General features: G+C 41.8%; 10 protein-coding genes and 1 pseudogene. 4 read left to right on the top strand and 7 right to left on the bottom strand.

Annotated features, from left to right (window positions below):
* The first annotated feature begins 39 nt into the window (after positions 1-39).
* The gene (gene cruG / locus V7K89_RS31070) at positions 40-1233 is read left to right on the top strand and encodes a 2'-O-glycosyltransferase CruG (RefSeq protein WP_335194236.1); all 1194 of its coding nucleotides are present in this window, start codon (positions 40-42) and stop codon (positions 1231-1233) included.
* Positions 1234-1653: 420 nt separating this feature from the next.
* Here the strand turns inward: cruG and rnhA are convergent, their stop codons facing one another.
* The 4 genes from rnhA to V7K89_RS31050 form a co-directional block, all read right to left on the bottom strand.
* Positions 1654-2562, bottom strand: coding sequence for a ribonuclease HI (rnhA, locus tag V7K89_RS31065; RefSeq protein ID WP_335194234.1), 909 nt, complete (start codon positions 2560-2562; stop codon positions 1654-1656).
* A gap of 154 nt (positions 2563-2716) precedes the next feature.
* A complete protein-coding gene (locus tag V7K89_RS31060; RefSeq protein WP_335194232.1) occupies positions 2717-2890 on the bottom strand; it encodes a hypothetical protein in 174 nt (57 codons plus the stop codon).
* Positions 2891-3133: 243 nt separating this feature from the next.
* Entirely contained in the window at positions 3134-3877 is a 744-nt protein-coding gene (locus V7K89_RS31055; protein WP_335194230.1) for a M50 family metallopeptidase, read from the bottom strand.
* 369 nt (positions 3878-4246) lie between these two features.
* Entirely contained in the window at positions 4247-5845 is a 1599-nt protein-coding gene (locus tag V7K89_RS31050) for a peptide ligase PGM1-related protein (RefSeq protein WP_335194228.1), read from the bottom strand.
* 565 nt (positions 5846-6410) lie between these two features.
* Between V7K89_RS31050 and V7K89_RS31045 the strand changes: the two genes are divergently transcribed.
* Together V7K89_RS31045 and V7K89_RS31040 are read left to right on the top strand one after the other, a co-directional pair.
* The gene (locus V7K89_RS31045) at positions 6411-7283 is read left to right on the top strand and encodes an SDR family oxidoreductase (RefSeq protein ID WP_335194226.1); all 873 of its coding nucleotides are present in this window, start codon (positions 6411-6413) and stop codon (positions 7281-7283) included.
* Between the two features lie 204 nt (positions 7284-7487).
* On the top strand, positions 7488-7745 hold the full coding sequence (locus V7K89_RS31040) for a hypothetical protein (RefSeq protein WP_335194224.1): 258 nt from the start codon (positions 7488-7490) through the stop codon (positions 7743-7745).
* Between the two features lie 88 nt (positions 7746-7833).
* Here V7K89_RS31040 and mgtE read toward each other — a convergent pair whose 3' ends face one another.
* Positions 7834-9231 (bottom strand): magnesium transporter, encoded by a 1398-nt coding sequence (gene mgtE, locus V7K89_RS31035; protein ID WP_335194222.1) that lies wholly within the window; start codon positions 9229-9231, stop codon positions 7834-7836.
* A gap of 928 nt (positions 9232-10159) precedes the next feature.
* Here mgtE and V7K89_RS31030 point away from each other — a divergent pair.
* Positions 10160-13192: a PA14 domain-containing protein gene (locus tag V7K89_RS31030; RefSeq protein ID WP_335194220.1), complete on the top strand. Its 3033-nt coding sequence runs from the start codon at positions 10160-10162 to the stop codon at positions 13190-13192.
* Between the two features lie 162 nt (positions 13193-13354).
* Here V7K89_RS31030 and V7K89_RS31025 read toward each other — a convergent pair whose 3' ends face one another.
* Together V7K89_RS31025 and V7K89_RS31020 are read right to left on the bottom strand one after the other, a co-directional pair.
* Positions 13355-14905: a mercuric reductase gene (locus tag V7K89_RS31025; RefSeq protein ID WP_335194218.1), complete on the bottom strand. Its 1551-nt coding sequence runs from the start codon at positions 14903-14905 to the stop codon at positions 13355-13357.
* A gap of 215 nt (positions 14906-15120) precedes the next feature.
* Positions 15121-15885: pseudogene (locus V7K89_RS31020) on the bottom strand (CHAT domain-containing protein); the annotation flags it as partial.
* Positions 15886-16101 lie beyond the last annotated feature (216 nt).

Here is a 16101-nt window from a genome sequence, read left to right as displayed (position 1 = left end):
ACTATTGCTTATTCACCAATGCCCCATACCCAATGACTAATGACTAATGACAACGCTTTGATAGTGGAAAGCGCAATTTCTTTTTTATTGCTACTTATCCAAGTACCAGCAACGGCAATTCTGTTTTCGCGCCTGTTAAAGGGGCCAAGACGCCATCCTCCAATAGAACCCCAACAACCGATACCTGAGCTTTTAGGTAGGGTTAGCATCGTTGTTCCCACGCTGAACGAGGCGCTTCGTATTAACCCTCTGTTGGCTGGTTTAACTCAGCAAAGTTATGAAGTTCGGGAGATTATGGTTGTAGACAGCAAGTCCAGTGATGGTACCCCCAACTTGGTAAAAGCAACACAGCAAAAAGATCCGCGCTTTCGCATGATAACAGATGATCCCTTACCCTCTGGTTGGGTGGGGCGTCCTTGGGCATTGCATAATGGTTTTCTATATAGCTCAGAGGCTAGTCAGTGGTTTCTGGGGTTGGATGCTGATATCCAACCGCATCCTGGTTTAGTTGCTGGTTTGGTAAAGACGGCCGAAGCACAAGGCTACGATTTAGTTTCTCTTTCACCCCAGTTCATCCTCAAATATCCTGGGGAGTGCTGGCTACAACCGGCTTTGTTGATGACTTTGCTTTACCGATTTGACCCAGCGGGGATCAATCCAGAGCAACCAGAACGGGTAATGGCAAATGGGCAGTGTTTTTTGTGTCGTCGCTCTGTTTTAGCTGCTGTAGGTGGTTATAGCAGTGCGAAGAGTTCTTTTTGTGATGATGTCACGTTGGCACGCAATATTGCTATCCAAGGTTATAAGGTCGGTTTTTTAGATGGTGCAAAGGTGCTGAAGGTACGGATGTATGAAGGAGCGATGGAGACGTGGAAGGAGTGGGGGCGAAGTCTCGATCTCAAAGATGCAACTTCTCGCTCTCAGTTGTGGGGAGATTTATGGCTACTCGCATCTGTTCAAGGTCTACCCTTTTTAATTGTCCTGACTTTTTTGTTGATTTCTCCCACACTCTCATATTCGCGCACTCCCCCACTCTTGCTGGGACTGAATTTATTCTTGTTGGTGATTCGCTTTGCGATGCTAATAGCGATCGCACCTTCTTACGATCGCACAAACGCTAAAGGCAGCTGGTTATTCTGGCTTTCCCCTTTAGCCGATCCCTTAGCTGTGCTACGAATCTTTTTATCTGCATTCCGCACTCCGCGCGAGTGGCGAGGACGCAAGTATATATAGTGGGCATTGGGGAGCCAGTGCGTTGGGCGGGCAATGCCCGACTTGTTCGCTCTTAGCGTTCCCGTTCGCGCAGCATCTCCGTTAGGAGAAGGGTAGCAACTGGCGTCATTGGGCATGGAGAAGATACAAGGTAGATAAGGAAGAGGGGGGAGACAAGGGAGCATTGGTGTCAACTTAAGGTAAAAGTTAGGTAAGAGAAAGCGTTCTAGAGTTGCCCTCATCCCCTAACCCCTTCTCCCAACATGGGAGAAGGGGAACTGGAGAATTATGCTTCCCTCTCCCAAATTGGAAAAGAGCTGGGGGTAAGGGCAAAACTCATGCAGTGATGAGATTTCAGCTTAAGTTGACACCAATGTACAAAAAAGAGACTTGTTTAATAATTCCCCCTTGTCCCCTTGTCTCCTCTGCTCCCCTGCTCCCTTACTCCTCTTCACCTCCTACTTGATCCCCACGTTCCAATTCCCAAAGAATTTGATTTCCTTCACGGCGTACCCGTGACACTATCCAGTTTCGCCAGCGCCATTGATCTCCACGACTGGTGACAGCGCTGGCGTGGACATCCATCAAGTCTGCTAACTCAGAACTGGTGATTAAGTATCCTTTTTCAGAAATTTCGTCAGCTATACGCAGAGCTTCGACCAAGCTGCGGAGTTGCGAAACCCTCATTTCTAGCGGTTTTTCATCGGTCACGGCCGCAGTTGGGCCAATTGATGGTTCCATAACGGTTATTTCTGGTGCAGAAGTACTGATTTCTTGCGGACTTTGGTTAGTTATTCGAGAGTTTTTTTCATAATCAGCTACTTTTGCTACATTTAATTCATTTTGGGAAGATAAAGATTTATAAAAATCTGTGGAAGATAATTGTTGTAGCGAAGGGATTTTGCCACTAGCATAAGTGCGAGCGATCGCATCACAACGTTCGTTACCTATGTTACCAGAATGTCCCCGGACGTATTGCCATTTTACTTGTTGGGTATTAAGTTCATCTAAGATTTTTAAAAGGTCTTGGTTTTGGACGGGTTTACCATCTGACTTTTTCCAGCCTTTATTTTTCCAGCCTTTCACCCATTTGGTAACGCAGTTAATCAGGTATTCGCTATCGGTATGAAGGGTGATGGGTTGGGCTTGTTGAGATGTTTGCAGAAATTGAAGGGCGGCGATCGCAGCTTGCATCTCCATTTTATTATTAGTGGTATGAGGGGATGCATCGCCCATTTCGTGGATTGAACCGTCGCTGAAGTAGACGACAACACCCCAACCGCCAGGGCCAGGATTACCGGTGCAAGCACCATCGGTGTATATGTTTTGAATTTTGGGTTGGGTGGACATGCTTAGAGTATCGAACCGCGAAGGTAAGAGTTATTAGCGGCGAATTTTTTTAACAATATCCAGGCTATTATACTGATAAAAACTCTTAATTCTTACTCCTGAATTCTGACTTTGGAATTCTTCTTTAATCCTAATCATCAGGCAAATTTTCCATTTATTCAGTAATTAGCGTCTGAAAATCTTCGTCACAATGATTATGCAAATGAACTACACCAGCTAGAAGTTCTACGAGAATTTCAGCTTGTTGGTTCGCAGTTAAACTAGTTAACTGTAACTGGTTAACTAATGCTTGTACTTTCAGGCATTCTGTACCTAATTCCGCAATCAAGGTACTGAGGGTTGAATTGGTGACTGCAAGAGGGCGATCGCTAATCTAGATATTTTAGTTATTATCCCAATTTTTTCCGTGCTTGTTGGATTGCCTTGTCAAAAGCACAAATCTCTTTTTCCCAATGCTTAATTAAATCTTCGTCAGGAAAATTCTTCTCTAACTTGAGTCTAATATTTTCTTAATGTTCGGTAATTCTTTGAGCTAAAGATTCAATCACCTTTTGATGGTGCTTCTTACTGATTACTCAGAACGATAAGCAACACGGAGACTTTGGATTAAAATTACTAGAGATGCGATCGCCATTAACCCGCCCCAAAACCAGTAAGGTAAAAGCAAATATCGCTGCATTTGCGCTGTATCAGAAATTCCAAGGGGGCCAGCAGAACTACTAAATAGATAATCAAGTTGATGGTACGTACTTACACAAGCTTGTACACCCAAAAATTGAATGACAAACCCTTGCGTCCAGCGAGGTGCTCTTAAAGCAATACCTAAGATTATTAAACCTAGTAAAGGAATTGCCACCAATCCAAACCAGGAACGCACCCAAATTAATGTGGACAACAGCAAAAAACTTCCTAAAATTTTCAAACAGAGAGTTGCTGCTGTAAAACTGCGGGAAGCCAGAATCAAAGCTGCACCGGCAAGAGGCGGCCCCATTGGCCCGGCTGCGGCGATTATTGCCGGGACAATTGGCCCCAACGACGACCGGATGCCATAAGTTGCGACACCAGAACCATTGCTAAAAATCTGCAACTTCTGAAACTGTCCTCCTAATAGCAGTGCCATTAAACCGTGACCCATTTCATGAAACCAAGTTGCCAGAATTGTAAATGGGTATAATATATAATCCCCTCCTGGTACTTGCCACAATAAAGCAGTTGCGATCGCTGCTGCAACTAGCCAGGTTAGCCCCATACGTTCAACAACTGGCGGGGCTTCTTTGGTGAGCAAGGGTTCAAAATTTTTACTTGGTTGCCTCATAGGTCACTCATTGGCAGTGTATTTCCATCCATCCTAGTGTAATTATTCAGGTAATGGAGTTGCTGGGCAATGCAACAATTCGTACCTCGAAGCGAAGGCTGTCAGCCCCTGCGGTGAATTCAAAATTCAAAATTCAAAATTCAAAATTAATGATCCCCATAAATAAATTTAGGGGCTTGTACCTTTTTCTTTCTGGTCAACTATGGCGCTATCAAGAAAAAGTAGCCATATTCAGAAGTAAGCGATCGCAATGTACTTGGCCATAGCACTGAAGAATCTCACTAACCAGGCGTGGGACGAGGTAGACTAAATTTACGAGCATTGCTCATTGGTGTGCCTCTACCATATGTTGCAAATGACATTCCTTAACTATAATTCATCCCAAACTACAGGAAAGGAATAATCTGAAAATGCCGATAAATCACGATTTTCACTACGAGTTTCTTCATCTAGAACTTTGACAACTTTGTTATAAATGTCTTGTGCTTGTTGGAGGGAATCACCGATGCTGGTTAATCCCACCTTGCCAAACTGCGAAAGGCAACCCATAAGATGAAACACTGTACCCGTTTCTGTACCACTATCGAAGTGTAGTCTGTGGTGAGCGATGATATCCATCAAATCATTGGGTAATAATCCCTGATAGCGCTCTTTTTGGAGATTATCAGTGGCAACATAGTATTTTGGACGACCTTGTTGATTATAAAATAAACCCGTGGAAAGGTCATAGCGGCCATTCGTTAATAATTTCAAGGTCATGAATGGATGAGTTGTACCGCCTTTACGTAGGTTGATTTCGATCGCCTGCATATCCCACTCTCCGTTACCCTTGTCAACGGCAATAAAATCTAGTCCAAATCGCTCTAAAGTGCCTTTCTCTGCTAGTTTTCTGCCGACTTGAAGTCCCAATTGCTGTAATTGCAATCGATATCTTTCATCAGCAGGAAAACGACAACCAAGGTAAATCTGACCGTCTGGGCCTCCAAGAATTTGGTCATGAGTTGAAAGGATTTCCACTTCACCATTAGGTGTGATCTGTCCTTGGACGCTGGGCGATCGCTTAATTTCTCCTTCCACAAATGCTTCAGCGATTGCCCCTAACTCAGGCATTTTTACCAAAAAACTATCCCAAGTTTCTTGTTTTGCTTGAAAGCGCATCGTTGATAAGCGATCGCTAATTGCTGCTATCCTTTCGGCATGAGTACCAATGTTTGGTGCTAAATTCTCAATCGGTCTAAGATCCAGCAATGCATTCCCCTCTCCAGAAATGCCCTCGTTAAGTTTTACTACTACTCGTTTTAATGCTGGTTGACGTTCCCACAAATCAACGGTAGCTTCTACCAAATCTGTGTGGTTCCAAACTTTTTCGCTGCCATCTGGATGCGGTATTCCGCTTTCTTTGAAGATTTGCCGACTGCCACTTTTTGTTCCCCAAATCTGTAAATTTGGTGCAGCAGCATACAATGGTACACCTAATTTTAAAGACAATTCACCTTCCCAGTAGGAAGAGTTGTAACAGATCATAAATGATTTGTCTAGCCTCAAAGATTGATGAATCCGCTCTAGCAAGCGAGGACGTTCTAAAATCTTTTGACTCAGAGGCTTAAAGGAGGAATCGTAAGTAGAAAGTAGCAGTAAGCGATTGCGAGCATGAGAAAAGGGAATTCCTGGCAACAGTTGCAAATAATAATCAATGATACTAGGATGCAGTGGTACTGATGTTACGTAAATCAGTCGAGTCTGGGGATTCTGCAACCGGATCAAGGAGAATAGTAATCTTTCTTCATAATGCTCGCAGCCTTCGATCTTTTGGAGTTCGCCCTGGTCGATACTCAGGGAGGGAATAATTAAAATATCTGCTTCACTATTGTCAAATAGTTCGCTTGTTTTCCAGCGATCGCGCAGGGTTAATTGTAAGTGCCGAAACTTTTCAACTTGTTCTAACTCAGAAATATTTAATGTTGCCATAACCCCTGCCCTCTAATGATCTCAATGTAGCGCACCACGTAGCCTTTTGGAAAATGTATACTCGCTGTGTCAAGATTCAGGTAGTTTTGTAAAAAATTTCCGGAAGTCTGCAAGGATAAATCAAACTATCCCAACCCGCAGTTCGCCGAATTCTTTAATTTCTTTTCCGTCTTAAGGTTGAGCTAATTGCAGCTTACTTTACCTCTAAAGAATGATAAAGTACAGCAATATAATAGCTAACTTGTAAAGCAGATGAAAAAGATAAATTCTTGATCACATGAGAGTTGTGTACTTATTTTTCACTATCAGATGTGAGTATAAATAATCTAAGTTGCTTACAGTTACGAGGAATAAGTAAGTTTGGCAAACATCCAGGATATAAATGCTTAAAATTGCAAACTACTAGTGAGAGTCAAAGCAAAAAATAAACCTTGGGTTGAATTCTTCGATCCAAGGTTTGGTTTTGAAATGGGGAATGGAAGAGATGAGAAAAATGGGGTATAAGCAATGCCCTGTGCTCCATTCCCAATACCCAATGCAATATACAATTACCAAGACAAAACCTATGGCTAAATCAAAAGAGAAAAAAGAGCAAAAATTGCAACCGCCACAGCAACAAGAAGCACCAGGTGTTGAATCAGAAATGACACCAAAACCCAAAGCAGATGATGCTCAGTATCGGGGTAGTGGTAAGTTACAAGATAAAGTAGCATTGATTACAGGTGCAGATAGTGGTATTGGTCGTGCTGTTGCGATCGCATTTGCTAAAGAAGGTGCAGATGTGGCTATTCTTTACCTTAACGAACATGATGATGCCAAAGAAACAAAAAATTTGGTAGAAAAACAAGGGCGTCGTGCAGTAACCATCGCAGGTGATATTGGCAATGAAACTTTTTGTCAGCAAGCCATCCAACAAACAGTTGGTGAATTTGGCAAACTCGATATTCTCATCAACAACGCTGCCGAACAACACCCGAAAGAAAGTATTGAAGAAATCACTGAAGAACAACTAGAACGGACTTTCCGCACTAATATCTTTTCAATGTTTTTCATGACTAAAGCTGCACTCAAGCATTTACAAGCGGGCAGTGCTATCATCAATACCACATCAGTAACAGCTTATAAAGGTAGTCCACAGTTACTAGATTATTCCTCTACAAAAGGTGCGATCGTTGCCTTCACTCGCTCCTTATCAAAAAATTTAGTATCCAAAGGAATTCGCGTTAATGCTGTCGCACCAGGACCAATTTGGACACCTTTAATTCCCTCAACTTTTCCCGAAGAGAAAGTTGAAACTTTTGGTAAACAAGTACCAATGGAACGGGCTGGACATCCTGAAGAAGTTGCTCCTAGCTACGTATATTTAGCTTCTGATGATGCTTCTTATGTCTCTGGACAAGTGTTACATGTTAATGGTGGAGATGTGATCAATGGTTAAGTAGAATAGTTAGCAGTTAAGAGTTAGGAATTAGGAATTATAACAGATAGATTCTTAATTTATAACTCTTAACTTTTAACTTTTAACTCTTAACTCTAAACTTATAATTCTACCCTCATGGTCATCCATTGGAGGGATGATTTAATGTGGAAATATTGATAATCTGTCTAACAGCGTACATTTAAGAAATAATAACTAACGTTTATGGCATCTCTTACACCACTGCATGGCAGAGAACTAGTAGATTGTGCTAGAGCAAATGCCCAGCAAGGAATTGAAACTGCTGCTTATCAATGTGGCTATGATCAAGACCTCAACAAATTTGCCCAAGAACTAAGACAAGCTTGTGAAGACATGAATTTACAAGTGAAAGAACTTAGCGGATTGATTACTGACCAGGACATGATACTGCAATTGGGTACTGGCGAAATCGTTGCTCCAGATACGGAATCAGAATTATAAAAGTTAAGTTAGTCATTTGCCCTACCCTGCGGGAAGCCGCAGAAGCGTCTATGTCATTTGTAGTTTGTTATTCACTAATGACTCTTTTTCATAATTTTAAAATTACTCGTGCCAAATTGAAGTAGATCAAAACGCCTACGACATCAACTGCTGTGGTGATGAATGGTGCTGACATTAATGCCGGATCTAAACGCAGATAGCGAAATAGAAATGGCAGTGCTGAACCGGAGATCGAAGCCAAAATGGAAATAGCTACCAAACTAGTGCCTACAGCGATCGCTACTTCCAATCGTCCTTGCAGAAAATAAGCCCAGACAGTAGCGATTGTACCTAACATTCCTCCCAAAAATGCCCCAGCGATCGCTTCTCGGCCGATTACTTGCAATACACCAAGCGATCGGATTTCATCAGTGTTCATCCCGCGAATCACTACTGTGGAAGATTGAGCACCCACATTACCCCCAGTACCAGTCAACAAGGGGATAAAGGCCGTCAGTGTCACCACTTTTGCTAAAATATCTTCTTGCGACTTAATAATTGTCCCAGTAACAGTATTGGTTACAAGTAAGACCAATAACCAGACAACCCGCTTTCGAGCAATTTCCAGCAAATTCATTTGAAAATAGTTGTCGCCACCCGACTGCACACCACCTAAGGCATAGATATCCTCGGTGGTTTCTTGTTGCAGAATATCAATCACATCATCCACCGTAACAATACCTACTAGAAGCTGTTCTCGATCTACCACAGGTACAGCCAAAAAATCATATCTTTGGATTAATCTTGCAACTTCTTCTTGGTCTGTATCAGTGTAGACAAACACCACATCACGGGTCATAATTTTGCCAATAATTTGCTCCGGCTGAGATGTTACTAATTCCCGCAACGATACAATCCCCGTTAAGCGCCTTGCCGCATCCATGACATAAAGATAATAAATCATCTCACTGGCATTAGCTAAGTTACGAATTTGCTCTAGAGCTTGAGATACTGTCAAGTTTTCTTTCAGGGAGATTAACTCTAACGTCATAATTCGCCCAGCTGTATCAGCTTCATAACCCAATAGTTGGGCTGTAGCTTGACGTTCTGCTGGACTCAGTTGTTCTAGCAAGCGATTGACGACTTTTGCCGGTAATTCATCAAATAACCTAGCTCGGTCATCCGGCGACATTTGATCGACAATATCGCAGACTTCCTGACTTTTAAGTTCTTCTATTAACCGTTCTTGAACACTGTAATCGAGATATTCATAAACCTCTATAGCCTCATCCTTAGAAAGCAAGCGAAAAGCTAAAGCATGCATCGCTTTTGGCAAACCCTCAATCGCCTCGGCGATATCCGCAGGCTGCACGGGTACGAGAATAGATTTTGCTCCCTGCAAGTCTCCTGCTTCCAGGAGCATTTGCAGCTGAGTCCGCACTAAATCTCGCAATTCCCTGCGTGAGAGATTCTGGATGGTAGAGTTTAAATTGTTTGTCTCAGTCAAAGTCCACTTTCCTCAGCCAGTTTAAACAAGGTTGCTGCCCTTAGTCTAGGGGAAAGTGGGAATATGCAACGTCAAACTTGTAATTTTTCTGAGTTGGAGTAAATTGAAAACTTTTGTAAATCAATGAAAAAGTAGGGTTTAGGACGCTGACAATTCTTTGCTCGTGGCGTCTGGTTGGCGTAGCCTCTCATGGAGAAGAGAAACTGTCGCGTAGCGATTCGCAGGATAATCCACTCGCAACAAGTTCCCTAGCTTAAATGCATGAATGGTGAGGCTTTTGCAAAAGTTTTTGCTCCACTGATTTGAGGTTATTACTATATTTCTGCTGGTTTTGGTAAGAAGGACATAAAGTAATAGTCAAGATGAAGTATAGATAAATATTAATTTTTCAAATCTTTAAAGATGAAAATTTTTCTTGACCCGATTTTTATATAGTTAATAAATCTGTAGAAAAATACATTAAATTATCTGGCAATTTGGCAATTTTTATTTAAAGATCACCAAAACTTTTCTATTCCTTTAAAAAAGGATAGCTCAATGTGAATATTTAAACAAAGTCTTATAAACAAGATAGACATAACAGTGCAATCTATTGTCAAATATGTAAAAGTAAAACTAATACTTAAGTAATCTATGTAAAGTTATTGTGTTTGACTAATTACGTATGTGACTACTTTTATTGGGCATTGCTTGAATCAACGAATACACATCTGCATATCAATGAGATTAGAGGCTCTCAAGAATTCAGAAAATTGTTGAAATAAAACAAATATCAATATATTCTTCAACTAATTATTCATAATTAGCAATTACTAAATATATATTTATAAGTCAATCAATGATTAGCTTATTAATATATTGATATCAAGCTTTATGATACATTATTTGTTGAAAATATTCATATAAAACTGATCATGAAATATTAATTATGGCATCAAATCAAAACTTATCAACATCTGTAAGTCCAGTAATTACTACTAAATCATCTCTAGAAAGTATTGATCCGGGACAAACCAGTATTTCTACTCGGTCTAGCCTACTCTCTCAAGGAGATGGACTCAAGGCAGAGTATTACGACAACATCGACTTCACCAACCTGAAGGTAACTCGTACAGATGCGACGGTGAACTTTAACTGGCGCGCTGGTTCTCCCGATTCGTCGATAGATGCAGATACTTTCTCAGCGCGGTGGACAGGTCAGGTAGAAGCCAAGTACAGCGAAACTTACAAGTTCTACACCACTGCTGATGATGGTGTACGACTATGGGTGAATGGTCAACAAATCATCAATCAGTTTATCGATCAACCTGCTACCGAATCCAGTGGCTCGATCGCATTGGTTGCAGGTCAAAAGTACGATATTAAACTTGAGTACTATGAAAAGCAAGGCAATGCCGTTTCTCAACTGCGTTGGTCAAGCACTTCTCAGGCTAAGGAAATCATTCCCCAGTCCCAACTGTATAGTAATGTCAGCACACCTAGTAGTGGCAATGGACTCAAAGGAGAGTACTACGACAACATCGACTTCACTAACCTGAAGGTAACTACTACAGATCCGACGGTGAACTTTAACTGGCGCGCTGATTCTCCCGCTCCGTCGATTGATGCAGATACTTTCTCAGTGCGCTGGACAGGTCAGGTAGAAGCCAAGTACAGCGAAACTTACAAGTTCTACACCACTGCTGATGATGGTGTGCGACTGTGGGTGAATGGTCAACAAATCATCAATCAATTTGTCGATCAAGCTGCCACTGAATCCAGTGGCTCGATCGCATTGGTTGCAGGTCATAAGTACGATATTAAACTTGAGTACTACGAAAAGCAAGGCAATGCTGTTTCTCAACTGCGTTGGTCAAGCACCTCTCAGGCGAAGGAAATCATTCCTCAGTCTCAACTTTATTCACCACTTCTTCAGACCACTATCACCTTAGGCTCGTCTTCGATGACTGTGAACGAAGGCAGTGATAATGCTACCGTTAAAATACTTAGAATTGGAGATTTGAGTGGTACATCTTCAATTAAGTATGCGACTATCGCTAATACTGCTACAAAAGGAGTTGACTATGGGAATGAAGGTATTGAAAGTGCTGGAACACTGACTTTTGCACCAGGACAAAGCAGCATGCAGGTATCCATTCCGATCAATGATGATTCCTTGATAGAAGCAGATGAAACCTTTAATTTTGTCATCGATCAGGCAGAGGGCGCAACACTAGGAGTCCAAAGAACTCTCGCAATTACAATTCAAGACAACGATGGCTCTGGCCTCGATTTCAGTCAGCCAGTAGTTAATGAAAGTGACGGTACTGCTAAGGTGACAGTTACACGGGGCAATGCTTCAGCGGCTGCTAGCGTGAACTACACAACCCAAGATGGGACTGCTAAAGCTGGATCTGATTACAAAACTGTATCTGGAAACTTGAGTTTTGCAGTAGGACAAACCAGTAACACAATTGCTATCCCCATTATTGATGACAACGTTGGGGAATCAAATGAAACATTTACTTTGAAGTTCAGTAACCCAGTTGGAGTACAGCTAACTAATCAACAAACAAGTATCACTATTATTGATAATGACTCCGGTAACTTTGCTTTAGATACAGTAGCTTCTGGTTTGAATCAACCTACAGCTTTTGAATGGGCACCTGATAGTAACACCATGTTCATTGCCCAGAAAAATGGGGTAGTGCGAGTCATGAAAAACGGTAGCTTATTATCAACACCATTTACTGATATTCGCGGACAGGTAAATGATACGCGCGATCGCGGTCTATTAGGCATTGCCGTACATCCAGATTTTGGCAAAAGTTCAAACGGCAACAACTATGTTTATCTGTTGTATACCTACGATCCACCAGAAACTAGTGTAAACAATCCTAATAATAATCCCAATAGCACATTGGACGATCCCGATCAGAATGGGAATCGTACTGCACGCCTTAGTCGCTTTACAGCTGACCCCAACACTAATTACACTACTGCAATTGCTGGCAGCGAAGTTGTACTACTCGGCACAAATGGCACTTGGGCAAATATCAGCCACCCAGATGGAAATAGTACAAATGTTTCACTTGGCTATGCACCATCAGGAATTCTCAACAAAGATACTGGTAAGCCGTTTACCAGCTTGCAGGATTATCTTAATAATCTCGATAAAGTCCAAAATATCCAGAATTTTATAGCCAATGATAGTGAATCTCACTCAGTTGGTTCTGTGCGTTTTGGTACTGATGGTTCTCTATTTGTGAGCTTAGGAGATGGTACTTCCTACAATGGGATAGACCCGCGAGCAATTCGCGTCCAGGATAAGAATAATCTATCCGGCAAGATTTTGCGGATTGACCCGATTACTGGTAAAGGCTTATCAAGCAATCCTTTCTACAACGGTGACGCCAATAGCAATATTTCCAAAGTTTATGACTTAGGTCTGCGTAACCCCTTCCGTTTCACAATTGATAAAAAGACCAATACCCCCTATATTGGCGATGTTGGCTTCGGTAGTTACGAAGAGGTGAATGTCGGAAAACCAGGGGCTAACTTTGGCTGGCCATTCTATGAAGGTGGCCTTGATGCAAATGGTAATATCGTCAGTCTGAAACAACCATCTTACGCTAGTTTAGATGCAGCAAAAGCCTTCTATAGTAGTGGCTCATCTGTTACAGAACCATTGTACACTTACAAACATTTTGGTTCTAATTCGATCCTTGTAGGTGACTTTTACACAGGTAATACTTTCCCTGATATCTATCAAAATGCCTTATTCATTGGTGATTTCAGTCAAGGAACTATCGATGCTTTGATATTAGATAGTAAGGGCAAAGTTACCTCAGTTAAGCAGTTTGCTTCCCAAAAGGACAGGCCTAATCTAGGACTGCCTACACAAATCACTACTGGCCCTGATGGTAATCTGTATTACGCAAACTTGACCGGAGGCGAGATTGATCGTTTCCGACCTGTTTAGAGATAAATACAGTTTAGAATCAGCAACAAAACCCTGATGTAAAGACGCGATAAATCGCGTCTTGAAAGAGCAATTATCCTTAACCCAAACGTATTGGTTTAGAGATGACATAAAAATTATCAGTTATCAGCGAACAGTTATCTGACCGTTCGCTGATTTTGCTTAAGATAACTTTGTCAGAAATCCCAACAATTTTTTGGTATTTGATGTTAGGAGTGTTCGACGATAAGCATCAGCTGCTTTTTTAATCGCTTCGGCTTGAGTGGGATAAGGATGAATTACACTGCTTAACTTGCTCAAACCAATCTTATTCACCATTGCCGTAGTTACTTCTGAAATCATCTCACCCGCATGACTGGCAACAATAGTTGCACCAATAATTTTATCAGACCCTTTTTTATGGTGGATTTTGAGAAATCCTAACTCTTCACCATCTGCGATCGCTCGGTCTACACTACTAAAAGGGATCTCAATTGTTGTCACCTCAATACCCAATTTCTGCGCCTCGTGTTCGGATAACCCTACGTGAGCAATTTCTGGGTCAGTATAAGTTACCCAAGGCATCACCAAACTACTAAGTTTCGAGCGTCCCAAGCCAAAGGGAGAAAACAGGGTATTTTTAATTACAATTTGCGCTGCGGCATCAGCAGCATGGGTAAACTTCCAATTCATGCAGATATCGCCAGCTGCATAAATTTTGGGATTGGTCGTCTGCAGGTAATCATTTACCTTTACACCTTGGTGCTTGTCATATTCCACCCCCACTGATTCTAAATTCAAACCTTCCACATTTGGCGATCGCCCCGCACCGACTAAAATTTCATCGACTGTCACCGAATCTCGATGACCATTAGAAGAAAAGTAAAGCCGTTTCCCCTGGGTGACAGTTACCACTTCTTCCAACTTGGAATTGAGTACTACGCGAATTCCTTCTCTAATCAAAACCTTTTGGAGAATTTTAGCAGCCTCAGCGTCTTCTTTATTCAGGAGATGAGAACCGCTATGGAAAACTATCACCTCAGAACCCAAACGGCGGAAAGTCTGCGCTAATTCGCAACCAATGGGGCCGCCACCAATCACCGCCAAACGTTCCGGTCGTTGAATTAAGGAAAAAACCGTCTCATTGGTTAGATAACCCGCCTGTTCAATTCCTGGAATCGCCAGTTGTGTAGCTCTTGTGCCAGTTGCAATCACAACTTTTTTAAATTTGAGGGTTTTGTCGCCAACTTCCACGGTATTTTTACTCGCAAATCGACCGCTACCCAAAAAGACATTGACACCCAAGTTTTGAAACCGTTCCACCGAATCATTATGGCTGATATCAGCCCTGATTCGCCGCATCCTGCCCATAACTTTGGGAAAATCAACATCAATATTATGTTGGGGAATATTAACTCCCAAATCTTTAGCATCCCAGATTTCGCCAACAACGCGGGCAGACCGAATAATAGTTTTAGATGGTACGCAACCAACATTTAAGCAATCTCCACCCATGAGATGCTTTTCAATCAACGCCACTTTTAAACCCAAATCCAGTCCCGCTGCACCCGCCGCTACCACTAATCCCGCCGTACCAGCACCAATTACTACCAAGTCGTAAACGTCGGCAGGTTGAGGATTAACCCAATTTGGCGGATGGACGTGAGACACCAACTTTTGATTATACTCATCCGTTGGGCGAACTGTAACGATCTCGAATTCCGAATTGGTCATTGGCAAAACCTCTTTTAAGAATTGAAAATACTAAAGTCAACTGCCTTTTAAGGGAATTCAAAATTAAAAATTCAGAATCCCGATAAATTTAGGCGGCTCAATCTTTTATTTATGCTTGTTTAATAATGAATACAGCCTTTGAATTGTTTTGTCCGTTTGGGAATTGACAGATACGATTGAAGCTTTCCTGTATAAACGTTTCAGCAATAGATAATTTACTCAGCTTCGCCAATCAAAGTAAATGCTGCCCATTCTCTAGGATGGCGATACTTTTTCATTGTTGACAGCATAGCATCTCGCAATGCAACAGCTTTATCAGGGTTTCGCCGCAGATTTTGATAAAACTCCGTCATCAGCAATGCTGTAGAATCATCTGACACTGCCCATGAAGAAACAACTACACTGGGTGCGCCGGCACTAATCAAAGAGCGAGACAAACCGATAACACCATCGTTCTTGATATCTCGTCTGCCAGTATCGCAAGCACTCAGCACTACTAAATCAGCATCAAGTTTCATATCAAAAATTTCACCGCTTGTCAGCAATCCATCATCTTGACCAGAGGGAGCAAGGGCGATGGCTCCTGGTACGCCTAAGCCTTTAAAATCATCCAATAGCCCGTGGGTTGCCAAATGCACCACGTCAACCGAATGCATTAATTGCTTCACAAGAGTTTCAGTAGCTTTACTACTAGTTAATGCTTGAGTATTCAGTATTTTGGCAATTTGCAGTGCTTCTTTTTCTGCACCTGGTAGCGGTAACAACTGCTGAGGCATTGTCGGATTACCGACTACTAATACAGGACGATTTTTTATTGCTTTGCGCTTGTTTATTTTTTGCTGATGGGTCAACTGCAAAACTTGGATAGCAGGTGTGGTAAGAATAGTATGTTTTTCGATTAGGTATTTGCCGGACTCATCTTGCAAAGCTGGGAAGGGAACGAAAAATAACTCGGCTTGGGGGATAAAAATGACACGGGTATTTGGGTCTTGTGGTAAGTTATCCCTCTTTTGTTACTTTGGGTAAAGAAAAAACAGCAATCTTATTCAACTAATAATAGGAAAACTGATTGGACTCGCCCGAAAATCATTCATAAAGTTACGGTTATAACGTTTTCGACTCCCTGCTGGCATCAACACTCCATGATTGGAGCGAATTGCTACAATAAACTCTAGTTGTAACTTTTCTAAACATCT

Origin of the sequence: Nostoc sp., from assembly GCF_036917515.1 — a bacterium.
Classification (GTDB): Bacteria; Cyanobacteriota; Cyanobacteriia; order Cyanobacteriales; family Nostocaceae; genus Nostoc.
Note: the sequence above shows the minus strand (reverse complement) of the source record. Positions and strands in the feature narration are given on the sequence as shown.